20 protein-coding genes are annotated in these 23050 nt (G+C 60.7%); 12 read left to right on the top strand and 8 right to left on the bottom strand.

From position 1 onward, the window contains the following. Window positions 1–16: 16 nt before the first annotated feature. On the bottom strand, window positions 17–1597 hold the full coding sequence (gene glpD / locus ABF859_RS04815; RefSeq protein ID WP_415526646.1) for a glycerol-3-phosphate dehydrogenase: 1581 nt from the start codon (window positions 1595–1597) through the stop codon (window positions 17–19). A 118-nt stretch (window positions 1598–1715) separates the two neighbouring features. Then, window positions 1716–2501, bottom strand: a complete 786-nt coding sequence (locus ABF859_RS04810; protein ID WP_415526645.1) for a DeoR/GlpR family DNA-binding transcription regulator — start codon at window positions 2499–2501, stop codon at window positions 1716–1718. 270 nt (window positions 2502–2771) lie between these two features. On the opposite strand from ABF859_RS04810, the gene ABF859_RS04805 reads away from it, so the two are divergent. Then, a complete protein-coding gene (locus ABF859_RS04805) occupies window positions 2772–3194 on the top strand; it encodes an RcnB family protein (RefSeq protein ID WP_415526644.1) in 423 nt (140 codons plus the stop codon). Between the two features lie 91 nt (window positions 3195–3285). Here the strand turns inward: ABF859_RS04805 and ABF859_RS04800 are convergent, their stop codons facing one another. The 3 genes from ABF859_RS04800 to ABF859_RS04790 all read right to left on the bottom strand — a co-directional run bounded on the left by ABF859_RS04800 (window position 3286) and on the right by ABF859_RS04790 (window position 5134). Next, window positions 3286–3423, bottom strand: a complete 138-nt coding sequence (locus ABF859_RS04800) for a hypothetical protein (protein WP_415526643.1) — start codon at window positions 3421–3423, stop codon at window positions 3286–3288. Window positions 3424–3549: 126 nt separating this feature from the next. Further along, window positions 3550–4494 (bottom strand): ribokinase, encoded by a 945-nt coding sequence (locus tag ABF859_RS04795; protein WP_415526642.1) that lies wholly within the window; start codon window positions 4492–4494, stop codon window positions 3550–3552. 85 nt (window positions 4495–4579) lie between these two features. Further along, the gene (locus tag ABF859_RS04790) at window positions 4580–5134 is read right to left on the bottom strand and encodes a YceI family protein (protein ID WP_415526640.1); all 555 of its coding nucleotides are present in this window, start codon (window positions 5132–5134) and stop codon (window positions 4580–4582) included. Between the two features lie 138 nt (window positions 5135–5272). On the opposite strand from ABF859_RS04790, the gene ABF859_RS04785 reads away from it, so the two are divergent. Genes ABF859_RS04785 through ABF859_RS04770 form a run of 4 tightly spaced genes read left to right on the top strand, consistent with a single transcriptional unit; the run spans window position 5273 to window position 10089 of the window. Next, window positions 5273–5575, top strand: a complete 303-nt coding sequence (locus ABF859_RS04785; protein ID WP_415526638.1) for a YtcA family lipoprotein — start codon at window positions 5273–5275, stop codon at window positions 5573–5575. Further along, window positions 5551–6627, top strand: a complete 1077-nt coding sequence (gene mdtN / locus ABF859_RS04780; RefSeq protein ID WP_415526636.1) for a multidrug transporter subunit MdtN — start codon at window positions 5551–5553, stop codon at window positions 6625–6627. The genes ABF859_RS04785 and mdtN overlap by 25 nt, the downstream gene beginning before the upstream one ends. Then, the gene (locus ABF859_RS04775; protein WP_415526634.1) at window positions 6608–8440 is read left to right on the top strand and encodes an FUSC family protein; all 1833 of its coding nucleotides are present in this window, start codon (window positions 6608–6610) and stop codon (window positions 8438–8440) included. The genes mdtN and ABF859_RS04775 overlap by 20 nt, the downstream gene beginning before the upstream one ends. Continuing rightward, entirely contained in the window at window positions 8437–10089 is a 1653-nt protein-coding gene (locus tag ABF859_RS04770; protein WP_415526632.1) for a TolC family protein, read from the top strand. Before ABF859_RS04775 ends, ABF859_RS04770 begins: the two co-directional genes overlap by 4 nt. A 109-nt stretch (window positions 10090–10198) precedes the next feature. On the opposite strand, the gene ABF859_RS04765 is transcribed toward ABF859_RS04770, so the two are convergent. Then, on the bottom strand, window positions 10199–10477 hold the full coding sequence (locus ABF859_RS04765; RefSeq protein ID WP_415526630.1) for a general stress protein: 279 nt from the start codon (window positions 10475–10477) through the stop codon (window positions 10199–10201). 296 nt (window positions 10478–10773) lie between these two features. On the opposite strand from ABF859_RS04765, the gene ABF859_RS04760 reads away from it, so the two are divergent. Continuing rightward, entirely contained in the window at window positions 10774–11328 is a 555-nt protein-coding gene (locus ABF859_RS04760) for a 5' nucleotidase, NT5C type (protein WP_415526628.1), read from the top strand. 209 nt (window positions 11329–11537) lie between these two features. Further along, window positions 11538–13679 (top strand): TonB-dependent receptor, encoded by a 2142-nt coding sequence (locus ABF859_RS04755; RefSeq protein WP_415526626.1) that lies wholly within the window; start codon window positions 11538–11540, stop codon window positions 13677–13679. A 16-nt stretch (window positions 13680–13695) separates the two neighbouring features. Here the strand turns inward: ABF859_RS04755 and ABF859_RS04750 are convergent, their stop codons facing one another. Further along, a complete protein-coding gene (locus ABF859_RS04750) occupies window positions 13696–14325 on the bottom strand; it encodes a TetR family transcriptional regulator (RefSeq protein ID WP_415526625.1) in 630 nt (209 codons plus the stop codon). An 80-nt stretch (window positions 14326–14405) separates the two neighbouring features. Continuing rightward, on the bottom strand, window positions 14406–14813 hold the full coding sequence (locus ABF859_RS04745) for a hypothetical protein (RefSeq protein WP_415526623.1): 408 nt from the start codon (window positions 14811–14813) through the stop codon (window positions 14406–14408). A gap of 129 nt (window positions 14814–14942) precedes the next feature. Here ABF859_RS04745 and metH point away from each other — a divergent pair, with 129 nt between their 5' ends. The 5 genes from metH (at window position 14943) to mqo (ending at window position 23045) form a co-directional block, all read left to right on the top strand. Further along, complete coding sequence (gene metH, locus ABF859_RS04740; RefSeq protein WP_415526621.1) at window positions 14943–18449, top strand: methionine synthase; 3507 nt, start codon at window positions 14943–14945, stop codon at window positions 18447–18449. Window positions 18450–18487: 38 nt separating this feature from the next. Further along, the gene (gene purU / locus ABF859_RS04735; RefSeq protein WP_415526619.1) at window positions 18488–19366 is read left to right on the top strand and encodes a formyltetrahydrofolate deformylase; all 879 of its coding nucleotides are present in this window, start codon (window positions 18488–18490) and stop codon (window positions 19364–19366) included. Between the two features lie 101 nt (window positions 19367–19467). Continuing rightward, window positions 19468–19914, top strand: a complete 447-nt coding sequence (locus ABF859_RS04730) for a hypothetical protein (RefSeq protein ID WP_415526617.1) — start codon at window positions 19468–19470, stop codon at window positions 19912–19914. A 156-nt stretch (window positions 19915–20070) separates the two neighbouring features. Continuing rightward, window positions 20071–21489, top strand: coding sequence for an FAD-binding oxidoreductase (locus ABF859_RS04725; RefSeq protein ID WP_415526615.1), 1419 nt, complete (start codon window positions 20071–20073; stop codon window positions 21487–21489). Window positions 21490–21545: 56 nt separating this feature from the next. Further along, window positions 21546–23045, top strand: coding sequence for a malate dehydrogenase (quinone) (gene mqo / locus ABF859_RS04720; protein WP_415526613.1), 1500 nt, complete (start codon window positions 21546–21548; stop codon window positions 23043–23045). Window positions 23046–23050: the final 5 nt, after the last annotated feature.

Below are 23050 nucleotides of genomic sequence, written 5' to 3'. Positions count from 1 at the left end.
AGATGAAGCTATGCGGTCAGGCGACGTTCTGACGCGTGACCAGGCTGGGGTCTGAAACGGGGGCAACACCGCCCTGAATCCGTCCTTCGACATAGGTCTGAAGGGCGGCACGATCGGCATCGCTGACGAACAGGCCGAGCCGCGAACGACGCCACAGGATGTCTTCGCTGGTGCGGGCCCATTCGTTGTCGATCAGGTAATCCACCTCACGCGCACTGAGCGTATCGCCGAACATCTGGCCCATGGCCCTGGGGTCGGAAGTCGCGATGTCATAGGCGCGCAGGCCGTAATTGCGCATCAGCCGCCATGAACTGCGTTCGGACAGATGCGGCGCGTATCCTCTGAAGCGACGGAGCTGCGCGTCGAAATCCTTCGGTGCGAATTCTCCGCCCGGAAGCGGCGTGCCATCCGTCCAAGCCGGCTTGCGCAGGACGGGAAGATGCGGCGCAAGCTTCTCGACGGCGTGTTCGGCCAGTTTGCGGAAGGTCGTGATCTTGCCGCCGAACACCGACAGGATCGGCGCGGCTGCCGCATCCACATCCAGAACGTAATCGCGTGTCACGGCCGAGGCGTTGCCCGAATTGTCGTCATAGAGCGGACGCACACCGGCGTAGCTCCAGACAACGTCCTCGGGACGGACGGTTTTCGTGAAGTAGCGGTTCACGCTCTCGCACAGATAGCTGATTTCATCGGGCGAGATCTCGACCTGACCCGGGTCCTGCTCCCACGGAACATCCGTGGTGCCGATCAGGGTGAAATCCTGCTCGTAAGGGATAGCGAAGACGATCCGCTTGTCCGGGTTCTGGAAAATGTAGGCCTGTGAGCCGTCAAAGACGCGCGGCACCACGATATGGCTTCCCTTGACCAGACGCACACGGTTGCGGCTCGGCACGTTCAGGCGGTCATGCAGCAGTTCGGCCACCCACGGACCGGCAGCATTGACGAGGGCCCTTGCCTGAACCGTGCTCTGCTCACCAGTCTCGGTATCCTCAAGCGTTGCGGTCCAGGCCTGCGGGCCACGCACGGCTTTGACCAGACGGGTACGGGTCTGGATCCTGGCGCCAACGCGCACGGCATCCATGGCATTGAGAACCACGAGCCGGCTGTCCTGCACCCAGCCATCGGAATATTCGAAACCGCGCACATATTCGGAACGCAGCGGCTTCCCGGCCGGAGCCGTCCGCAGGTTCAGCGCTTTTGTTCGCGGCAGCGTCATGTTCGGACAGAGGTGATCGTACAGGAACAGGCCCGTGCGCAGCAGCCAGGCCGGACGCAGCATTTTCGAATGAGGCAGGACGAAGCGCATGGGCCAGATGATGTGCGGCGCGATCTTCAGCAGACGCTCACGCTCCATCAGGGCTTCGCGGACCAGCCGGAACTCATAATATTCGAGATAGCGCAGGCCACCGTGAATCAGCTTGGTGCTGGCGGACGACGTATGGCTTGCAAGGTCATCCTGCTCAACGAGAAGCACCTTCGCTCCCCTGCCCGCGGCATCCCGCGCAATTCCACAGCCGTTGATGCCGCCGCCCACGACCAGCAGGTCGTAAGGGGCGGACCCAGTGGCCGCAGATGAAACCTCGTGAATCGATGACATCACACTCTCCTGTCATCACGCTCCAAAACGAGCGGTCGATGTTCGTTTTGGAGCATGTTGAGCGATAAAGAAAGTGTTTTATGTGATTCGTAACGCGATAGTGTTGGATCGTGAGAAGTTATACGTTATTTTCAGCCACATGGAGCGTCACGCCTGCGCTCTCCAGATGTCTCTGAAAAGCCTCGGAGACCGGTCTGTCGGTGATCAGGTCATCAATATCCCGCAGATCCCCGACCCTCCCCATCGGGCGCCGGGTGAACTTCGTGTGATCCGCCAGAAGCAGGACACGGCGTGAGTTGCGGATGATCGTGCGTGCGCACTGGATCTCGCTCAGATCGAAATCCAGAAGGGCTCCGTCTTCCTCGATTCCGCTGATGCCGATCACGCCAAACTCCGTGCGAAAGGATGAGAGGGTCTCGATGGCATTCGCGCCCAGAATAGCGCCGTCCCGCGGTCGCAACTGCCCTCCGGCGAGGACGGTGTGAAAATCCGTCCGGCCCGAGACGAGCGATGCCACATGCAGGTTGTTCGTCACGATCCGCAGATCCTTGTGGTTCGCAAGCGATCGGGCGAAGGCTTCTGTGGTGGTGCCGATATTGATGAACAGGGAAGACCGGTCGGGAATCAGGGAAGCCGCGTACCGTCCGATTGCGGTTTTGGCATTCGAATTGAGAATCTGGCGCGCGCCGTAATCGAGGTTTTCAACCGTGGAGACGGGCGTGGCACCCCCATGATGGCGACACAGCAGACCAAGGCCCGCCAGATAGGTTACGTCCCGGCGGATTGTCTGAACGGCGACCCCGAAATGCTGCGCCATGTCCTCACTGGCCATATAGCCATGACTGCGGACCAGACGCACGATCTGGTCCTGGCGCGGGCTGGTCAGAGGCGGCTCATGTCGCATGCAGGGTAATCCGGTGGCTGAATGTAAGAAAACGAACATAAGCGCACATTTCATCACACGGGAAGCTGGCGATATGTCCTGTCCAGCCGATCGTAACATGAAAGGCAACCTGAAGCCCTCCCCGGCCGTTACAAGACGCGGCCCGAAGCCATATTCCAGCCATGCTTTAAGGGCTCTATGACAGTTCAGCGCAGGTCTCCCGGCCATTTCCTCGGGGACCATCGCTGGGTTTGAAGGTGAGTTATGAAGACAAAACTATTCGCAGGGTTGATGGCTGGCTGCCTCCTCGCCGCAGCGCCCCTTGCTTCTGCCGATCCTCGTGGTGGTCCGGGTGGCGGACCTGGGGATAGAGGTCCAGGCGGACACGGAGATTATCGCGGCGGCGGTCGCGGTGGTCATGATCGCGTCTGGCACCGTGGAGACCGTTATGATGGGCCACGCGGCAGGCGCTGGGCCGTCAATAACTGGCGCAACTATCGTGGTCTCTACGCCCCGCCACGCGGCTATTACTGGATGCGGTATGGGGACCAGTTCCTGCTCACGGCTCTAGCGACCGGTCTGATCGCCGGTGTCGTTGGTGCCAATGGCATGGGAACAGCACCCGGCATGATGCAGCCTGCCGGACCCAATGGACCTCCTCCTCCACCCCCGCCAGGCAATGTCGCACCGGGATACGGACCGGGCCCTTACTGAAACGGGAGCCGGTTTCAGACAGAAAAAGCAGGGCATCTTCCGGTGGCCTGCTTTTTTTACGCGCCTGTGGATACTGGAAAAGAACGGGCCGTTATTTCGACATGCAGGTGCAGTAGACATGCACGATGGCGAAAATGACAAAGCCGGTCATCCAGAAATAGCTGGCATGAATATGCCCGGCGGCATCCATTGTCGTCGTCATGCAGGCGACAAGAAAAAACGCCGTCATGAGAGCTCCGGACAGAACCATCCATATAATGCGCTTTCTGGTCATTTGCCTGCGGGTCCATTCTTCAGTCCGTTACGATGTCCGGGACCCTGGACCCAAAAAACGGATGGTGCAAGCAGAGCGTCTTCAGCCGCGCATAAGCGCCGCGACCTCCTCCCATTCCGGCGCGGCATCGGCGGCGCCATGACGGGTGGTGGCGAGGGCCCCGCAGGCAGAGGCAATCCGTGCCGCGTCCTTCAGGTTTTCGCCACAGGCCAGGGCCACGGCAAGGCCAGCGTTGAAACAGTCTCCGGCGGCCACCGTATCGATAGGTACAACGTGGAATGGCGGCAGGTGCCCCGATGCAGTGCCGTCATGCCAGAACACCCCTTTGGCGCCCATTTTGACCAGAACGGCGCGCACACCTTTCGCCAGCAGGATATCCGCAGCTTCACCCGCCTCTTCAACGGTCGTGGGGCGGATACCGGTCAGGCTGAAGGTTTCGCTTTCATTGGGCGTAAGAATGTCGATCTCGGACCAGAGCGGCGCGAGGAGTCCCTGCGCGGGGGCCGGGGCAGGATCGAGCACAACGATCCCGCCCGCTTGTCGTGTCCGGCGTGCTGCGGCGAGAACGGTCGTCTGCGGGATTTCAAGCTGGAGCAGCAGAACGCGGGCGCGATCCAGCCAGGGCGATGCCGCGACGACATCCGTCCCGTCGAGAACCATGTTCGCGCCACCCGCGACAGTGATGCAGTTTTCCGCTGACGCATCGATCCCGATCAGGGCAATGCCGGTCGGGTTGTCCGCATCGTCCCGCAGGGGAGACAGATCCACACCGAAATCTGTGAGGCTGGCGCGGGCCTGTGCCCCGAAGGCATCGCATCCGACACGGCCGGCCAGGGCAACATCCAAGTCAAAGGGACGCGCCAGCCTCGCGGCAGCGGCGGCCTGATTGCTGCCCTTGCCCCCCAGACCGATCGCGTAGCTGTCGGCATGGACGGTTTCTCCCGGGCGGGGAAGCCGCTGGCTGCGGGCCGTCAGATCAATATTGATACTGCCGAAGGAAAGGATCAGAGGCGTCCGCTGGGTCATGTCCACAAGGCCAGAAGCTGGAGAAACGGGAGATTTTCAAGCCTGCTTATCGGATGGCCCGATACGCTTCAAGCATCCGGGGCGCTTACTTCATGAGGATCACCGTTTCGACGCGCACCATGGGATTTACGGAATGCAGAAGCGTGCTCATCCCCCACTGTCTCTGGTCGAACGTGCCCTGACTTACGATGCGCATGAGGGTGTTGCCCTGAAACTGAAGCGCGGTCGACAGGACGAAGGGATGGCTCTGCCCGCGCATGCTCAACTGTCCCGCAAGTTCTGTCTGCAGATGACCGTTGGTAATTTTAGGGCGGCAGTCACCCACATATCTCATGACGGGATGAGTATCGCTGTCGAGCATAATGCCCGAGAGCATGATCTGCCTGAGAACCGCACTTCCGACCTTCAGGGAATTGACACTCATGGTCATGTCCACATGACAGGTCTGACGATCCAGATCATAGGTCAGGGAACCGGAAATATCCTCGAAGCCGCCATCAATATCCGTAAGGGCAGAGCGTGCATGCAGACGGGCCTGTGTATTGACCGGCGACAGGACAAGATCCTGTCTGGCCGCAAATGCCTGCCCACTCACCAGCAGACCCAGAAGAAACATCGCGGGAAAAAATCTGTCCGTCATTGCCTCATGCCCTGTTCTGAACCGTTCCTGTTTTGTGAAACTTTCCGCAAAGGGTCCAGTTTTCTTTTTTTGACTTCATTCCATGGTCAGGGGAACTGTAGCTTTCGCAAAAGGATGTGATAGGCTCGGCTTTTCCTGATGGCCGCAGCGAAAGTTCCCGTCCCCCTCATGCGACCTGCCCGCCTGCGTCTCTGCATTTCCGGCCTGTGCCTTGTGACGGGGGGCTGTTCCCTGCGTGGGGCGCCGTCCTTTCCTGTCGTCGGCGCCTATTTTCCGGACTGGATGGTCTGCGGGCTGGTCGGGGTGGCCACGGCTGTTGGCCTGCGGGTTCTTTTCCTGCTGACGGGCCTTGATGCCCTGCTCAGCTTTCGTCTCTTCACCTATGTCGCCCTGGGCGTCATCGCCGCACTGACGGTGTGGACGCTGGTATTCGGACCCTGATCGTGCAGCGCATCCATGTCTCCGGCAAAAAGCCGATCGGTATCATTATCGCGGTATTCTGTGTGGGGACGGCCATCGTTTTCGGCATTCACGTCTCCCGTGAAGACAGCGCCCACCCCTCTTCGGACAGCGGAACCATCGACGCGGAAATGGTGCATGTCGCGTCCACCGTGGGGGGACGGCTGAAGGAACTGGATGTCACGGTCAACCAGCATGTCCACAAGGGCGACGTGCTCTATCGGCTGGACCCCGAGCCGTACGAACTGACCGTCCGGCAGGCGCAGGCCAATCTGGATCTGGCCAGCGCCGAGGTGGAGAACCAGACGCGCCTGCTGAGCATCAAGACGTCCAATGCCGCGACCGCTGACGATCAGGTCATCCGGGCCCAGACCAACCGCGATCTTGCGGCACGCACCGTGCAGCGACTTCAACCTCTGGCCGGGAAATCCTATATCCCCTGGCAGCAATACGATCAGGCCCGCGTTGCCCTGCATGACGCCGAAGTGTCGCTGGCCCAGTCCCGCAACCAGTCCGTTGCGGCAACCACTGCGATCGGGGATCTGAAAAGCTCGATCGCCGCGCGTGATGCCAGTCAGGCGGCGCTGGACCACGCACGCTATGAACTGCGACAGACCACGGTGATTGCCCCGGCGGATGGATATGTCACCAGCCTGCGGGTGAAACCGGGTGAGGTTCTGGCGCCCTCGCAGGTCCTGTTCACGCTGATCGCTGATGATGAATGGTTCGCGATGGCCAATATCCGCGAGATCAATCTGGGGGCCGTGCGGATCGGAGACTGCGTGACGGTCCATTCCATGATCGACCGTCGTACCCCGTTGCGGGGCCATGTCGAGAGCATTGGCTGGGGCGTGCTTTCGGTGGATTCCGCCGGAATTGCACGGTCGCTGCCCATCGTGCCCCGGCAGATGGACTGGGTGCATGTGGCGCAGCGTTTCCCGGTCCGCATCCGTCTGGAGAAAACCAATCCCCTTCTGCTGCGGCTTGGCGCCACCGCCACGGTCGAGATCCGGCATGGCGCTGCCTGTCCCTGAGGCCGCCCTTCCTGTGGACGGCCCGCATCGGGACATGATGCGGCCCGGACTGGGAGTCACCCGGATCTGGCGTCTGGTGTGCAACCCCGCTCCGGGCCGCATGGGATACGCGCTTCGCATGGCGGCGGGATGTACGGCGACGGTTCTGGTCGGGGAAATCTGGCAGGTACCCGAACTGGCCGTGCCCGCACTCGTGACGATGGCGCTGTGGCAGAAGGACCGGGTCACGAATGCGCTTGCCGGCATCGGCGTCAATGTCGCGGTCCTGATCCTGCTGGCGATCATCTACGGACTGATCCGCCTGACGCTCGATCATCCGATGGGGCTGGTGATCGTCATCGCCCTGCTGTCGTTCCTGTTCTTCTTTCTCGGATCGGCCAGCAAACTCAAACCCGTGGCCTATATGCTCGGGCTGATCACAGTGTACGGGCTGATCGCGATCGACGAGGTTCCCGTCGGTGAAGTCGTGACCCGCGCGCTGCTTTACACCGATCTGTTCCTCGCTGTTCCGGGTGCCGTCATGGTCGTGCTCGGCCTGCTGATCTGCCCGTCTCCACGAAAAATCCTGACCGACAGTATTGCGGCCCGTCTTCGCATGGCGTGTCGGCTGCTGCGCGCTCCCGATGATGATGTGCGGGAGCAGGCCACGGACATGCTGCGCGCCGGCACGGCCGACATGATGAAGTCGGCGAAAATGGCCGGGCTGGAAAAGATCTGGTCCACGCACGATCTGGCCTGCCTCCGACAGGCAGCCAGCAGCAGTGTGGCGGTGCTCGCGCTTGCCGATGAGGCCAGCAGGAGCGGCCTTCCTGTGGAAGACGCGGCCTGTCTGATGACGGTCCTTGAGGAGATGGCCACCATTTTCGCGGATGGAGACTATCCCGCCAATATTGAACGGCCTGCTGTCAGTCCTGCATCTCCCGCGGCTGGCGCAATGGCCGATCTGCTCCCCGATTTTGCAGTGCCTCCTGCGGAGGATGCTGCAAAAGCACTGCAGGAGAAAAAATCCGGTTTTCTTGCGAACGATGCCTTCACCAATCCCGACCATGTGCGGTTTGCGGTCAAGGGAACGGCGGCTGTCATGCTGAGCTACCTGACGTTCAAGGTTCTGGACTGGCCGGGCATCCATACCTGCATCATCACCTGTTTCATTGTGGCCCTGCCCACGATGGGGGAAATGATTTCCAAGCTGACCCTGCGTATTGCGGGCGCTCTGGTCGGAGGCACGCTTGGCATAGCCTCCATCATTCTCGTCATGCCGCATCTCAACGGCATTACCGGATTTCTGCTGCTGGTCTTTGCGGTCTCCCTGATCGGAGCATGGGTCAAAACCGGCGACGAGCGCATTGCCTATGCGGGGTTCCAGATCGGGCTGGCCTTCTATCTGACGGATCTGAAAGGTTACGGCCCCACCAGCGACATGGCGACCGCGCGAGACCGGATCGTGGGGATCATGCTTGGCAATTTCATCACCTACGCCATGTTCACGAGTTTCTGGCCGGCCAGCGCCTATGACAGGATCGGCGACGGACTGCACAAACTGAGGGACTGCCTGAAACAACAGGCGAAAGCCTCAACTCCTCAGGCCCGCGCGGACGCCGTTTCCCGGACCCAGTCGGCCCTTCTGCAAGGCGAGCGCATCCTGGAATATGCCATGTCCGAACCCGCGCATATGCGGGCCGATCTTCCCCGGCTTGAAGCCACGCAGAAGGCGCTCGATGATGCGGCGCAACTCTCGGAAGAACTGCTCGTCACTCCGGACAGACCCGATTTTTTCGACCGCACGGCACGACTGGAACAGATTGCCCGATGACCCGCCCCGCAATTTTCTTTCCGCGCGACCTGTCAGATCGTGACGCCGCGGTTTTCCTGAAACGGGTCGCGCTGTGTTCGTTGTCCCTCTGCCTCTCGGCCTGTGCCACGCAGGCTCTGGACAGCGCGCCAGCCGCTCCGGACCGGCCCTGGCAGCCCAATATCGCCGCAAGTGGTGAACTCCTGCCCGGAAAGCACAATCCACACGCACTCAACCTGCCTGCCGGATATACGCTGCCCTCCAATACGCAGATCCGGGTGCGGCCCCCTGCCCCGGAACTATCGGTGCAGGGCGGACATGCCTATTCCCTGGTGGAACTGATCGACATTGCACAATCGGCCAATCCCGAGACGCGCCGGGCCTGGAACATGGCGCGCGATGCCGCTCTGGCGGTCGGCATAGCCCGCAGTACCTACCTGCCCCGTCTGACAGCGACCGTAGTTGGAGGCTACAACCACAGCCGTAATGATGGCGCAAACCCCACGATCAGCAACGCGGGTGCGGCGGAAGGCATCGTCAACTCCGGTCTGAGCGGGCTGGAAAACGCGCTGGGCGGCGTACGTAACAACAATTCGGGCGCGGGCGAAGTCCAGACGCTCGGAATGGAATGGCTGCTGTTCGATTTCGGCAAGCGCGAAGCCGTGATCGAGGCCACGAAGCAGGCCCAGATCGCCACCAATGTCCTGTTCACCGCAGCCCATCAGAAAATCATCTATGGCGTGACGACGGCCTATTACACGCATGCCGCCGCCACAAGTCGGGTACGGCTTCTGCGTCTGGCGCGGGACAATGCCCGGTTTGTGCAGGCTGCAGCGGAAGCCAGGCTGCATCAGGGACAGGGCACGATTGTCGATGTCACACAGGCGCGGCAGGCGACGGCGCAGACGGAACTGCGCCTCGTGCAGGCTGAAGGTGACGAGGAAAATACCCGGCTGGAGCTTCTGAACGCGGTTGGCATCTCCCCCGCCACGAAGCTGGAGACGCTGGATATTTCCGGACGGCCGCTCGGGCTGGAGGACATGCGCCTGACGGATGCCTTCGTTCAGCAGGCGGTGTCGCGCAGGCCGGATGTTCTGGCCGCCTATGCCAGTGCGAAAGCCGCGAAAAGCCGGGTTCAGGCGGCGCGAAGCGAGTTCCTGCCCAAGATTTTCATGACGGGAAATGTGGCTTACACCACCGGGCGTCTGGCATTGTCGTCCGTCCCGGGCGTGGGGAGCGAGGCGCCTCCAACGCTCAACCTGTCGAGCAATGCGTTCAGCAGCCTGATCCTCGGGGGCATCACGGTGCCGATTTTTGATGGCGGGACGCGGGCCGCCCTGCTCAAACAGGCGCAGGATCAGTCGGACAGTGCGGACGCCACCCTGCAACAGACGGTGGACAGTTCCGTCAAGCAGATCGTTGCGGCAGAAAATGCTCTTCGGACCAGCCTGAGCGCCTATGCCGCGTCCGACCAGCTGGAGACTGCAGCGCGCACCAGTTTCGAAGCCTCTTCCGCGGCCTATCGCAGCGGGGTGGGATCACTGACCCAGACCAGCATTGCCCAGAACGGATATCTGGACGCCACGCTCAGCCATTCCGACGCCTATTATGCTGCGCTGATTGCCGCGGCGGGACTGGCTTTCGGAACGGGTTCGATCAGCCGGGACTGAGACCCGGGAAATCGTTTTTCAGCATAAAACCTGCCGGGGATGATCCCTCGGCAGGTTTTGCGCCAGAAGCCCTGCAAGGAGGCTTTGCTCCTTTTGCAGGCCGGGTGATTCAGGACTTGTGGGAAGCCTGTCCACCTTTGCGCCCGGCCTCGGACGCCTTCTGGGGATCCCGGGCAAAACCACGGCCTGAGTGTTCGCCGCCCGAAGAGGACGCTTTGGAGCTCTCTTTCGCGGTGTGACCGTTATGGCTGTGCTCTCCGCCCTTGCGGCCGGCCGTCGAAGCTTTCTCGCGATCCTGCGAGAAATTGCCCGAGTTGCCGGAAGCGCCACTACCGGAGCCGTTGGCAGCAGACACGATACGGAAATTCTCTTCATATTTAAGAAACATGATGGTTTTCCTTCCACAGATGCCGGCGTGCCCTCTTTTTGAAAAAGAGGTTCTGAACCGGACCATCCCAAAACAGAACCCCATGCTTACAGTTTCAGAAATACAGAACAAGAATAGTTGACTTGAATAAAGTCACTTATCCGCAAATGACACATTTGAAATACTTGTAAATCAAGAATATTAAATCTTTAATTCAAGTATAAGATTTATTTTTATCACTATGACCGTCTTTCCCCTTGTCCTGAAGCCCTATCGGGAAGAAGGTTCTGGTCCTGTTTCAGCTACCGGAGCCTCCCATGCCCCCGCCCCGTCTGCGTCTTGCTGTTGATATGGATGAAGTCCTTGCGGACGCGTTCTCTGCACAGCGTACATGGTTTCGCAAAACCTGCGGCTATGAGTGGACCGATGCTGAACTGCGGGGGCAGCGCTTCCGGGATCTCGTATCCACCGAGGATTATGGGGCCATGGAAGCCATGCTGCATCAGGGAGATTTCTTCGCCTCACTCGCCGTCATGCCCGGCGCACAGGATGCCATTTCCGCCCTGTGCGAGACCTGCGAAGTGTTCATCACCACGGCGGCCATGGAGTATCCGGCGTCCTGCGCCCCGAAATTCGCGTGGCTGCGGGAGCATTTCCCGTGCATCTCCCCGCTGAACATCGTCTTCTGCGGCGACAAGAGCATCCTCGCAGCCGACGTGATGATCGATGACAATCTGCGGCATTTCAGGCGGTTTCAGGGTCAGGGGGTGCTTTTCACGGCACCCCACAACATGGACGAAACATGGCCGCTCCGTGCCAGTAACTGGCCGGACGTCCTGACGATCGTCGATCAGATCGACGCCAGTCGATAAAAGAGCGCCGCCCGAGCATATCTGTGTCTTTCAGGAAACAGACATGAAAAAGCCCGAACGCCAGAAAGGCTGAAGAGGCGAATCTTTTTGACACTGAGTGCCAAAATATAGAAACAAGGGTCCTGCCTTACGACCTATGCCGATCAGGACCCGTCATGAAATCCGCACGTCTGCTGCTATGTTGCTTCTCCGGATCCATACTGAGCGGTATGCCTGCGTTTGCCGCAGAAACACAACCCGTTCCCGGAACGAAAACCGTTGCGGCCAAAGCAGGACCCGCGGCTCCAAAACCCGAAACCCTTACGGTTCACCGCCGCAACGGCTCCGGCACGACTGCCGATTACCGGACCAAAGATGTGGCACTGGGGCCGCTTGGCACCCGCTCCGTCCTCGATACGCCCATGTCCATCATGGTCGTGCCGCATGATGTCCTGGTGAACCAGCAGGCGCGGAACATCAACGATCTCGTAGCGTATGTGCCGTCCGCCCAGCTTGAAATGCGTGGTGATCCGAATACCAGTCGCCCGCAGTCCCGCGGCTTTGAAGGTGACGTGATTTCCAATACCCGCATGGACGGGCTGAACATGGTCATCACCACGCCTTATGCCGCCGAGCAGTTCGACAGCATGCAGGTGCTGAACGGTCTGGCAGGCGCGCTTTACGGACCGCAGAACCCGGCCGGCACGTTCGACTTCACGCTCAAGCGCCCGACGGACCGCATGACGGAGCGTTTCGTGGCCGGTGTGGATTCCATTGGGTCGCCGATAGAAAGCCTGGATGTGTCAGGACGTGTGGGCAAAAACAAATGGTTCGGATACCGGCTGAACCTGCTGAACCAGAATGGCGAAGGCTATGTCGAGGGCTCGCATCTGCGGCGTGATCTCGTCAGTGGCGATTTCGATATTCACCTCTCACCAAAGACGGTCATCCAGATCGACGCCAGCCAGTACACCTATGCCGAGCGGGGCTATCCGGGCGGCTTCGCCTACAGCACGGCGATCCAGCTTCCCCATGCTCCGGATCTGAGCCAGAAGGGTTATGGCCAGCCGCAGGCAGGCTACAATATGGAAACCGATACGGCGATGGCCAAGATCATCCATACCTTCAACGACAACTGGAGCCTCAAGCTTGGTGGCCTGTGGCAGAACGCGGCGCGTAACGTGTTCAGCACATCCAACCAGCTTCTCAATTCTTCCGGTCTGTACCGCCAGACGATCTCTGCGGCCCTCACAGCCAATGATTTTGTCGCGGGCAGCAACATGGCCTATCTGAACGGAAAGTTCCGCACCGGCCCCCTGCGCCATCAGATCGAACTCGGCACAAATGGCTACATGATGGGGAACTACAACCCCACCTCCTCCACCGGCACCATCACCCTCGGGGAAGCGACGCTCGGCCATCCCAGGAACTTCGCCAGCGTTCAGCCCTATTACTCGGGCCGGTACAAATCCGCCGATACGATGAACCAGTCCCTTCTGGCGGGGGATACCATCTCGCTCGGCAGACACTGGTCCATCATGGGATCACTGGCCTGGAGCTGGCTGAACACGGACAATTACGCCAAGACGGGAACAAAGACGTCCAGCTACAACCGCTCGGCCGCCTTCAGCCCGATGACGAGCCTGATGTACAAGCCCACCGACAACCAGACCCTGTATTTCACCTGGGGGCGCTCACTTCAGGCGGGCACCATCGCGCCTGCGGGGGCGCTCAACGTCAATGAAGTGACGGCACCGCTGCGCTCGGAAGAATACGAGGTCGGCTACAAGATCCTCATCGCAAAGCGCATGCAGGTGAACATTGCCGGCTTCCGCATGTCCCGCCCCTTTGGTTTCGTAGACCCGGCCACGAATGTCTATGGCAATTTCGGCAACCAGCGGAACTACGGCGTCGAATTTCAGGCCTCAGGCAACATCACCGAGAACCTGACTTTTCTGGGGGGTATGACCTGGCTTGATGCCCAGCTTCTGGATACGAATTCTGCCAAAACGGCCAACAAGCAGGTCGTGGGCGTCCCTCCCCTGATGGCGAATGCGCTGCTGGATTATCGCCTGCCATTCCTCAAGGGCGCTGCCGTCAACGCGAATGTCCATTATATGGGTCGTCGCACCGCCAACGTGTACAACACGACCTTTGCGCCATCTTACGTCACGCTGGATCTGGGCGCGCGTTATGCCACCCATGCCTATGGCCAGCCGCTGGTTTTCCGTTTTGGTGTGAACAACGTGACGAACCAGAGCTACTGGGCCTCCGTCTATCCGTCGAGCATCAATGGCGTGAGTTCGGCCACGAATTCGGCCGTGGCGGGCCTGCCCCGGACGTATCATTTCAGCATCGAGCTGGACCTCTGAGAGACAGCCGGAACTCTCAGCCGGAACTCAGGGGAAAATCGTCCTGCCACAACAGGGGCTGGAGCGTAAACGTCCGGCGCAGGATGGCTTCCAGATCGGACTGGCCTTCGGTCTTCATCCACTCGTCGAGAGCGGTGCGGAACGTCGCAATCGCCGTCCGGGCCAGCAGGCGGGCCACGAGCGACGGCATTTCGGTCGCAGGCAGCCGGGCGATCAGGGCGGAGGCCAGCGTCTCTTCCCATTCGGAATACCGGCGCAGAGCCATGTCACGCAGCGCGGGCGTCTGCTCCACGAGACGGACAACCGCATAGGCATCCAGCCGGTCGGACGAATAACAGGCCACAACTGGCACCAGTCCCGCCAGAACGGCATCCTGCAGGGACACGCCCTGTGGCACGTCACGGATGGCATCGGCCAGAATGGTGGTCACGCCATGCGTCCAGGCGAGAATGATGTCTGCCTTGCCGGGAAAATAGCGAAACAGGGTCCTGCGTGAAATCCGGGCCGCTTCCGCGATCTGATCGACGGAAGTTTCCTCGTAACCGCATGTCGAGAACAGGCGCATGGCCTCGCGCACCAGCGCAGCGTGGGTGCGGTCCTTCTTGCGCTGCCGGAGCGGGCCGTCCTGTTCTGCGTCTGTCGTCATGCCGTCCAGTTATCCCGAAGTCAGGCATCAGCATAGACCCGATCTGCAAAACCCTTCCAGCGTGGAAAAGAACCTCTGGCTCAGGACAGAAGCCTGTAGCGGGCGCGGACCAGTAGGTCATTTTCAAGCTGTTGCCGTATCGCCGCATGCTCTGTCTGCCCGGCAGCCACGGCGACTTCCTGAAAAAACGGGCGCTTGCCAAGTACGCGATCCTGAAAAACCTGTGCGAGCACCATAGCTACGGGATCACGGGTGCAGCACAGACATCCCGAAGCGTGACGGGTTCTGAAAGGTGACGATGCAGGAATGTCGGCCACATCGCCCCATCCCCTGTCCGACCCGGGATCACCGATGAGCAGGGCCCCGCGTCTGCGTTCTTCCGGCCATTCCGCCCGATCGGACAGGAGGGTCAGGGGGATCAGTGCTGTGCCGGAAGACGTCATGCTCTCTTCTGTAGCAGCCCTGTGCAGAGCGGGCAGCATTTTCATGGTGTTGCCTCTTTGCCGGAGTGAAGGCGTTTTGCTACACCCTCCTGTCCCTGACCGTGTATAGAGGCGCTGCTTCGATCACGGGTTCCGAACCTGCCCCCTCCTTTCCAGTTACAGAGCATTCTGCCCATGTCCTCACGTCCCCATCTGCTTGACGCCCTCGCCGAACAGGTCCTGCTGTGTGATGGCGGCATGGGATCGCGGGTGCAGATGCTGGATCTCGAAGTCGAGCGCGATTACTGGGGGCAGGAAAACTGCACCGAAATCCTGAACCTCTCGCGCCCGGAACTCGTGCGCGAAATCCATCGCGGCTATTTCGAAGCCGGCGCGGACATGGTGGAGACGAACACGTTCGGCGGCTCCATCGTTACGCTGGCGGAGTTCGGGCTTCAGGACCGCACGCGCGAAATCAACCGTACGGCCGCAACACTGGCGCGCGAGGCCGCCGAGACGTTTTCGGACGGGCGGCACCGTTACGTCATGGGGTCGATCGGGCCGGGCACGAAGCTGCCGACGTTGGGCAACATTGCCTATGATGATCTGGAAGCCGGTCTTGTTGAGCAGTGCCGCGGGCTGATTGATGGCGGCGTGGACGGGTTCCTGATCGAGACGTGTCAGGACACGCTCCAGATCAAGGCGGCCGTGAACGCCGCAAAGATTGCCAGGATCGAACTCGGCTCCGATGCGCCGATCTTCGTACAGGTTACAGTCGAGACCACCGGCACGCTGCTGGTCGGCCCCGATATCGCTGCTGCCGCCACGACCGTTCAGGCGCTGGACGTCCCATCGCTCGGCCTGAACTGCGCCACCGGCCCGCAGGAAATGGGCGAGCATGTCCGCTGGCTGTCGGAAAACTGGCCCGGCCTCATTTCCATGCAGCCCAATGCCGGTCTGCCCGAGCTTGTGGACGGCAAGACCGTCTATCCGCTCAGCCCCGAGGAAATGGCCGTCTGGATGGAGCGCTTCGTCAAGGAAGACGGACTGAACCTGATCGGCGGCTGCTGTGGCACGTCCACGCCGCATATTCAGGCGCTGGACGGGATGCTGCGTCGCCTGGGTGGCACGAAGCTGCGCCCTGCCCCGGTCACGCGCAACACGATCTGGATGCCGTCGGTCTCCAGCCTCTATACGCAGACGCCGCTGCGTCAGGAAAACAGCTATTTCTCTATCGGCGAGCGCTGCAACGCCAATGGCTCCAAGAAATGGCGCGAGCTTCAGGAAGCCAATGACTGGGACGGCTGCGTGGCCATCGGCCGTGAACAGGCTGCCGAGGGCTCCAACGCGCTCGACATCTGCACGGCCTTCGTCGGGCGTGATGAAGTCCGCGAAATGAACGAGGTCGTCACGCGCTTTACATCGTCCGTGAATGCGCCGCTGGTAATTGATTCCACCGAAACGCCGGTCATTGAGGCCGCGCTCAAGCTGCATGGCGGCAAGCCCATCATCAACTCGATCAACTTCGAGGATGGCGAGCAGCAGGCTCATGACCGCATGAAGCTGGCCCGCAAGTTCGGCGCGGCCATGATTGCGCTGACGATCGACGAAGTCGGCATGGCGAAGGAGCCGCAGGACAAGCTGCGCATCGCTGAACGTCTGGTCGATTTCGCTTGCACCCAGTACGGGCTGCCGCAGTCCGACCTGATGATCGATCCACTGACCTTTACCATCGCGACAGGTGTGGAGGACGACCGCAAGCTCGGGCAGTGGACGCTTGAGGGCATCAAGCTCATCCGCGACAAGTTCCCGGACATCCAGATCATCCTCGGCCTGTCGAACATCTCCTTCGGCCTGAACCCTGCCGCGCGTGCGGTGCTGAACTCGGTGTTCCTCGACCATGCCGTCAGGGCCGGCATGACGGGTGCGATCGTGCATGTCTCCAAGATCCGTCCGCTGCATCTCATTGCCCCGGAAGAGGTCAAGGTCGCGGAAGACCTGATTTTCGACCGCCGCACGGAGGACTACGATCCGCTCCAGAAGCTGCTGGAGCTGTTCGCGGGCCGTAAAGCCGCCGATGCCGTCAAAAAGCGCCGTGCGGAAACGCCCGCAGGACGTCTGAAGGACCGGATTGTCGATGGTGACCGCAAGGGCATCGAGCAGGATCTGGCAGACGCGATGACGGAAATGCCGCCGCTCGACATCATCAACAACGTCCTGCTCGATGGCATGAAAGTCGTGGGCGAACTGTTCGGTTCGGGCAAGATGCAGCTCCCGTTCGTGTTGCAGTCCGCTGAGACGATGAAGACCGCCGTGGCCTGGCTTGAGCCGCATATGGAACGCGCGGAAGGCCAGCATCGCGGCACGATGGTCCTCGCCACCGTCAAGGGTGACGTGCACGATATCGGCAAGAACCTCGTGGACATCATCCTGACCAATAACGGCTATCAGGTCATCAATCTGGGCATCAAGGTGCCGCTTGCGGACATGATCGCAGCCGTAAAGGAACACAAGGCCGATGCGCTGGGCATGTCCGGGCTTCTGGTGAAATCCACGGTCATCATGCGCGAAAACCTTGCGGAAATGCACCGTCAGGGCTTTGACGTTCCGGTCATTCTCGGTGGCGCGGCCCTGACACGCAATTACGTTGAAGAAGAATGCGCCCGTTCCTATGGCGCGGGTGAGCCGGGACGCGTGGCCTATGCGCGCGACGCCTTTGATGGTCTGGGCCTGATGGACAAGATCGCCAACAAGGAAATCGACAGCTATCTCGGCGCAATCCAGACGCGCCGCGCCAGTCAGGCAAGCCGCAAAACCGAACGCGCGCCCGAAACGGCTGAGACGCGCGGCTTCGGCGTTGTGGATCGTGAGGCCGCGAAGGCCAGGCGTGAGCGCATTTCAGGCTCCGAGCCTGTCATTACGCCGCCGTTCTGGGGCGCGCGCGTTCTGGAAGCGACGCCGAATGCGGTTCTGCCGTTCCTTAATGAGCGCTCGTTGTACCAGTTCCAGTGGGGGTTCCGGAAACAGGGCCGCTCGCTCGACGAGTTCATGGAATACGCCAAGATCGAGCTTCGCCCCGTGCTCAAGCGCATGCTGGCCCTGAGTGCCGAGCAGGACATCATCCGACCTCAGGCGATTTACGGGTACTGGAAAGCCGCAGGGGACGGGAACGATCTCGTGCTATTCGAAGAGGACGGCAAGACGGAAGCCGCGCGGTTTACCATGCCACGCCAGCCCAAGGATGACGGCGAGTGCATCGCCGACTTCGTGCGCGACATTAGCGACGACACCCGCGATGTGGTCGGGCTACAGGTCGTGACCGTCGGGCAGAAAGCGTCCGATCTGGCGCGGGTGTGGTTCGAGGAAAACCGCTATCAGGACTATCTGTACCTGCACGGTCTGTCGGTCGAGATGGCGGAAGCCATGGCGGAATACACCCACAAGCGCATCCGCGCCGAACTGGGTTTTGCGGGCGAAGACAACCGCGACATGGAGAAGCTGCTCTCACAGTCCTATCGCGGCTCGCGCTATTCCTTTGGCTATCCCGCCTGCCCACGGCTTGAGGATCAGGAACCAATCCTGAAAATGCTGGATGCCGAACGCATTGGCGTGTCGCTTTCGGACGGTTATCAGCTTCATCCCGAGCAGTCGACATCCGCTCTCGTGTTCCTCAACCCGAACGCGAAATACTTCACCGTCTGAGGACGGTGTGTTCCACTAAAGACGAGAAAAGGCACTCCATGACGGCCCGTTCAGTTCCGCAATCCACCTTCATCCTGACGCTTTCCTGCCCGAACCGTCCGGGTATCGTGGCGGCAATCAGTGGCAGGCTGGCGGAACTGAACGCCAACATCACCGAGGCGCAGCAGTTCGATGACCGGGACAGTACGGTCTTCTTCATGCGGATCGTCTTTGAAATCATGGAAGGCGGACCGGATGCTGACGCGCTCAGGGAGGACCTGAAAACGCTTGCGGAGGCCTGGAAAATGGACTGGTCCCTGCATGACCGTTCCGTCCGTCCGCGGGTGCTGATCCTGGTCTCGCGGTTCGATCACTGTCTGGTGGACCTGCTCTATCGCTGGCGCATCGGCGAGCTTCCCGTCGAGCCCGTCGGGATCGTCTCAAACCACCCTCGCGAAGTGTTTGCCGATCTGGATTTCTACGGCATTCCCTTCCATCATTTCCCGATCACGAAAGAAACGAAGCAGGCGCAGGAGGCGCGTATCCTCCGCCTCTTTGCTGAAAGTCGTGCTGAACTGGTCATTCTGGCGCGTTACATGCAGGTCCTGTCCAATGACATGGCCGCCAGCCTGTCGGGACGCTGCATCAATATCCACCATTCCTTCCTGCCCGGCTTCAAGGGCGCCCGCCCGTACCATCAGGCTTTTGCCCGTGGGGTGAAGCTGATTGGCGCCACTGCCCATTATGTCACGAGCGATCTCGATGAAGGCCCGATCATCGAGCAGGATGTCGAGCGCATTTCCCATGCCGATACGCCCGACGACCTGATCCGCAAAGGACGCGATATCGAGCGTCGCGTTCTGGCGCGTGCCGTGCGGTATCACATCGAGCGCCGGACGATCATCAACGGCAGCAGGACAGTCGTCTTCACGCCCTGATGGCACTTATTCTTCCATAGGACGTGAAAATTTTGCACGACACCCGGAATATTCTCTCCTAGGCTCGATCCGTCATTTTCATAGTCGGCAGAGATATTCAGATGGCTGTGCGCAAGATCTTCCTTTCTCTTGCCCTTTTCACGTCCCTGATCGCCCAGACCGGCTGCTCCGGCGACTGGGTTCTCGAAAAAAGACTGACACCTGCCGACACACTACGCGAAACCACACAAAGGACCGTCGTGCCGGGCACGTTCGTCATGACGGTGAAGAGCGTGAATGTGCGGAACAAGATGGTCTTTCTCAATTCCGAGGAGACCTATCTGGACCGGGCGAATGTCGCTGTGCAGATCACGTCCGCCGTGGCCTATAATGCCGATATCCGTTTCGGCGGGGATTTCCGCAAGATGGTCCTGAACCGGAAGATCCTGGTAATCGGATCGGCCATGAAGGTCGGGGCGGATCTGGAACAGGGGATCCTCGTGGACAACAAGGACGATTACCGGACGTATATCTTCGTCAGCCGGGCCAGCAATATTTTCCTGCGCTGACAACCGGTCGGCATGACGGATAATATCTGATCTTCCATCGTATATTCCTTTTCCGACAGATTATTACATTTTATGCCACGATCTTGATCCGAAGATATTTCCCGGGTCTCCGATCCGGCCTATGAAGAGCGTCCCTCTTCCATGCCGGACCTCGTCATGACCGCCTCTTCCGCCCCTGCCCCGAACCGTCTTCAGGCCGTTCTCAAGGCTCTCCAGCCGCTCATGGGAGAGCAGATCAGCACCGCGCCATCCGTTCGCGAAGAGCACAGTCATGGCGAAGCGATGAATGCCTCACGCCTCCCCGAGGCGGTCCTGTTCGCGCAGAGTACGCAGGATGTCTCGACGGTTCTGCGGCATTGCCATGCATTGCGGGTGCCGGTCGTGGCTTTTGGCGCCGGCACGTCCGTGGAGGGGCATGTCGTCCCTCCGGAACATGCCCTGAGCCTCGACCTTTCGCGCATGACGGGCATCGTGGAGCTGAATGCCGAGGATCTGGACTGCCGGGTTCAGGCCGGCATCACCCGACAGGCCCTGAATGTGGAAATCCGCGAGACCGGACTGTTCTTTCCAGTCGATCCGGGCGGGGAAGCAACGATCGGCGGCATGTGTGCCACCCGCGCCTCGGGGACTGCGGCCGTGCGTTACGGCACGATGAAGGAAAACGTACTGGGCCTGACGGTCGTTCTGGCAACCGGGGAGATCATCCGCACGGGCGGTCGCGTCCGCAAGTCTTCCACCGGCTATGATTTAACGTCCCTTTTCGTGGGATCGGAAGGAACACTCGGCATCATCACGGAGGTCCAGCTTCGGCTCCACGGGCGCCCCGATACCGTGTCCGCCGCCATCTGCCAGTTTGAAAACCTGCATGACGCCATCCAGACGGCCATGGAAATCATCCAGTGCGGCATCCCCATCACCCGCGTGGAACTGATGGACAGCGTGCAGATGGCAGCCTCCATCCGGTATTCCGGTCTGACGGAATATCAGCCGCTGACGACGCTGTTCTTCGAGTTTACAGGCTCGCCGGCGGCCGTACGCGAGCAGGTCGAGACGACCGAAGCCATTGCGTCAGGCAATAACGGACTGGGCTTTGCCTGGGCCGAAAGCCCGGAAGAGCGGACGCGTCTGTGGAAAGCGCGGCATGATGCGTACTGGGCGGCAAAGGCCATCGTTCCGGGCGCACGTGTCATTTCCACGGACTGCATCGTTCCGATCTCGCGTCTGGGAGAACTGATCGAGGGCGTACATCGCGATATCGAGGCCTCCGGCCTGCGCGCGCCCCTTCTCGGGCATGTGGGCGACGGCAATTTCCATACGCTCATCATCACGGACGATACGCCTGAAGGGCATCAGCGGGCGCTCGATCTGGACCGGAAGATCGTGGGCCGTGCCCTCTCCCTCGACGGGTCGTGCAGCGGTGAGCATGGCGTCGGCATGGGCAAGCTGGAGTTCCTGGACGCCGAGCATGGTGCGGGAACGCTGAGCGTGATGCGGGCCCTGAAGAACACGATGGACCCGCACCACATTCTCAACCCCGGCAAGCTCCTGCCGCCCGGTCCTGTTTACAGGGGCTGAGCTTTCAGGGATCTTTCAGCCAGCTTTCTTTTCAGTCCCTTCCGGATTTCAGCACCATGTCGTCACTCTCCAGCCTCTGCCCCGATGTCGTCCTGATCGGCGCCGGGATCATGAGTTCCACACTCGCCGCCCTGCTGCGGGAGCTGGACCCATCGCTTTCGATGATGATGTTCGAAACGCTGGGCGATTGCGGGCAGGAAAGTTCCTTTGCCTGGAACAATGCCGGGACCGGACATGCGGGCAACTGCGAGCTGAACTATACGCCCCAGCGGGCGGATGGCAGCGTCGATATTTCCAAGGCCCTGGCCGTCAATACGGAGTTCGACCTCTCCCGGCAGCTCTGGGCTCACTGGGTGCGTGACGGGCGGATTGCCGACCCGGCCTCGTTCGTGCAGCCCTGCCCGCATATCAGCCTGGTCTGGGGCACCGAGGATGTGGTCTTCCTGAAGGCCCGCTACGAGGCCATGTCCGCCCATCACTGCTTTGCAGACATGGAATATACCGACGATCCCGCCGTCATCGCACAATGGGCACCGCTCGCCATGGCGGGACGCGATCTGACACAGCCGGTTGCGGCCACCCGTGTCAGGGAAGGAACAGATGTCAATTTCGGGGCTCTGACCCATGCCCTGACCGCATCGTTCAGGACTGACCGCAATATCTCCATCCGCTACAACCATCGTGTCACCGATCTGACGCGGACCGAGGACGGCCGCTGGCGCGTCACGGCGACAGATACTGAAAGCGGCCATTCCACTACGGTCCTGACGCGCTTCGTATTCATCGGCGCAGGCGGAAACGCCCTGCCGCTGCTTCAGAAATCCGGCATCCCCGAAGCGGCGCATTACGCGGGCTTTCCGGTCAGTGGGCTGTGGCTGCGCTGCATGGACCCGACGATTACCCGGAAGCATCATGCCAAGGTGTACGGCAAGGCCCCCGTCGGATCACCGCCCATGTCGGTTCCGCATCTCGATACGCGCGTGATCGACGGCAAATCCTGCCTTCTGTTCGGACCCTATGCCGGTTTTTCCACCAAGTTCCTCAGGAGTGGCTCCTGGACGGATTATTTCCGCTCCCTGACTCCGGGAAACATCATCCCGGCCCTCACCGCCGGAAAAGATAATCTCGGCCTTCTGGATTATCTCGTGCGACAGGTCCTCCAGACGAGCGATGCCCGGTTCCGTGCTCTGCTGGATTTCTATCCGACGGCCCGGTCGGAGGACTGGACGAAGGTCGTGGCGGGACAGCGCGTACAGATCATCCGACCGGACAGCGGTCTGCAAGGTAAACTGCGCTTTGGCACCGAACTCGTGAAAAGTGCGGACCGCTCCCTCGTAGCGGTTCTGGGCGCCTCTCCGGGCGCCTCCATCGCCGCATCCGTTGCCGTGCAGGTCGTGCAGAGCGTCTTTCCCGACAGGCTTGTGGAGGGCGACTGGCTGCCCCGGATCAGGCAGGTCTTTCCCGCCTATGGCATTGACCTGAGCCGGGATTCCGAAGCCTGTGCGACGCTGCGTCGTGATACGGCAGAGGTTCTGGGAATTGCCGCAAACTCCTGACGAAG

It is taken from the genome of Gluconobacter sp., assembly GCF_047722525.1.
Classification (GTDB): Bacteria; Pseudomonadota; Alphaproteobacteria; order Acetobacterales; family Acetobacteraceae; genus Gluconobacter.
Note: the sequence above shows the minus strand (reverse complement) of the source record. Positions and strands in the feature narration are given on the sequence as shown.

What these genes read in the sequence shown, in the direction of transcription:
- ABF859_RS04750 (WP_415526625.1), bottom strand. Translation starts at nt 14,325, where the DNA reads ATGACGACAGACGCAGAACAGGACGGCCCGCTCCGGCAGCGCAAGAAG.
- ABF859_RS04800 (WP_415526643.1), bottom strand. Translation starts at nt 3,423, where the DNA reads ATGACGGCGTTTTTTCTTGTCGCCTGCATGACGACGACAATGGATGCC.
- purU (WP_415526619.1), top strand. Translation starts at nt 18,488, where the DNA reads ATGACGGCCCGTTCAGTTCCGCAATCCACCTTCATCCTGACGCTTTCC.
- ABF859_RS04785 (WP_415526638.1), top strand. Translation starts at nt 5,273, where the DNA reads ATGGCCGCAGCGAAAGTTCCCGTCCCCCTCATGCGACCTGCCCGCCTG.
- ABF859_RS04755 (WP_415526626.1), top strand. Translation starts at nt 11,538, where the DNA reads ATGCCTGCGTTTGCCGCAGAAACACAACCCGTTCCCGGAACGAAAACC.
- ABF859_RS04765 (WP_415526630.1), bottom strand. Translation starts at nt 10,477, where the DNA reads ATGTTTCTTAAATATGAAGAGAATTTCCGTATCGTGTCTGCTGCCAAC.
- ABF859_RS04795 (WP_415526642.1), bottom strand. Translation starts at nt 4,494, where the DNA reads ATGACCCAGCGGACGCCTCTGATCCTTTCCTTCGGCAGTATCAATATT.
- ABF859_RS04775 (WP_415526634.1), top strand. Translation starts at nt 6,608, where the DNA reads ATGGCGCTGCCTGTCCCTGAGGCCGCCCTTCCTGTGGACGGCCCGCAT.
- ABF859_RS04790 (WP_415526640.1), bottom strand. Translation starts at nt 5,134, where the DNA reads ATGACGGACAGATTTTTTCCCGCGATGTTTCTTCTGGGTCTGCTGGTG.
- mqo (WP_415526613.1), top strand. Translation starts at nt 21,546, where the DNA reads ATGTCGTCACTCTCCAGCCTCTGCCCCGATGTCGTCCTGATCGGCGCC.
- ABF859_RS04725 (WP_415526615.1), top strand. Translation starts at nt 20,071, where the DNA reads ATGACCGCCTCTTCCGCCCCTGCCCCGAACCGTCTTCAGGCCGTTCTC.
- metH (WP_415526621.1), top strand. Translation starts at nt 14,943, where the DNA reads ATGTCCTCACGTCCCCATCTGCTTGACGCCCTCGCCGAACAGGTCCTG.
- ABF859_RS04745 (WP_415526623.1), bottom strand. Translation starts at nt 14,813, where the DNA reads ATGAAAATGCTGCCCGCTCTGCACAGGGCTGCTACAGAAGAGAGCATG.
- glpD (WP_415526646.1), bottom strand. Translation starts at nt 1,597, where the DNA reads ATGTCATCGATTCACGAGGTTTCATCTGCGGCCACTGGGTCCGCCCCT.
- ABF859_RS04730 (WP_415526617.1), top strand. Translation starts at nt 19,468, where the DNA reads ATGGCTGTGCGCAAGATCTTCCTTTCTCTTGCCCTTTTCACGTCCCTG.
- ABF859_RS04810 (WP_415526645.1), bottom strand. Translation starts at nt 2,501, where the DNA reads ATGCGACATGAGCCGCCTCTGACCAGCCCGCGCCAGGACCAGATCGTG.
- ABF859_RS04760 (WP_415526628.1), top strand. Translation starts at nt 10,774, where the DNA reads ATGCCCCCGCCCCGTCTGCGTCTTGCTGTTGATATGGATGAAGTCCTT.
- ABF859_RS04805 (WP_415526644.1), top strand. Translation starts at nt 2,772, where the DNA reads ATGGCTGGCTGCCTCCTCGCCGCAGCGCCCCTTGCTTCTGCCGATCCT.
- ABF859_RS04770 (WP_415526632.1), top strand. Translation starts at nt 8,437, where the DNA reads ATGACCCGCCCCGCAATTTTCTTTCCGCGCGACCTGTCAGATCGTGAC.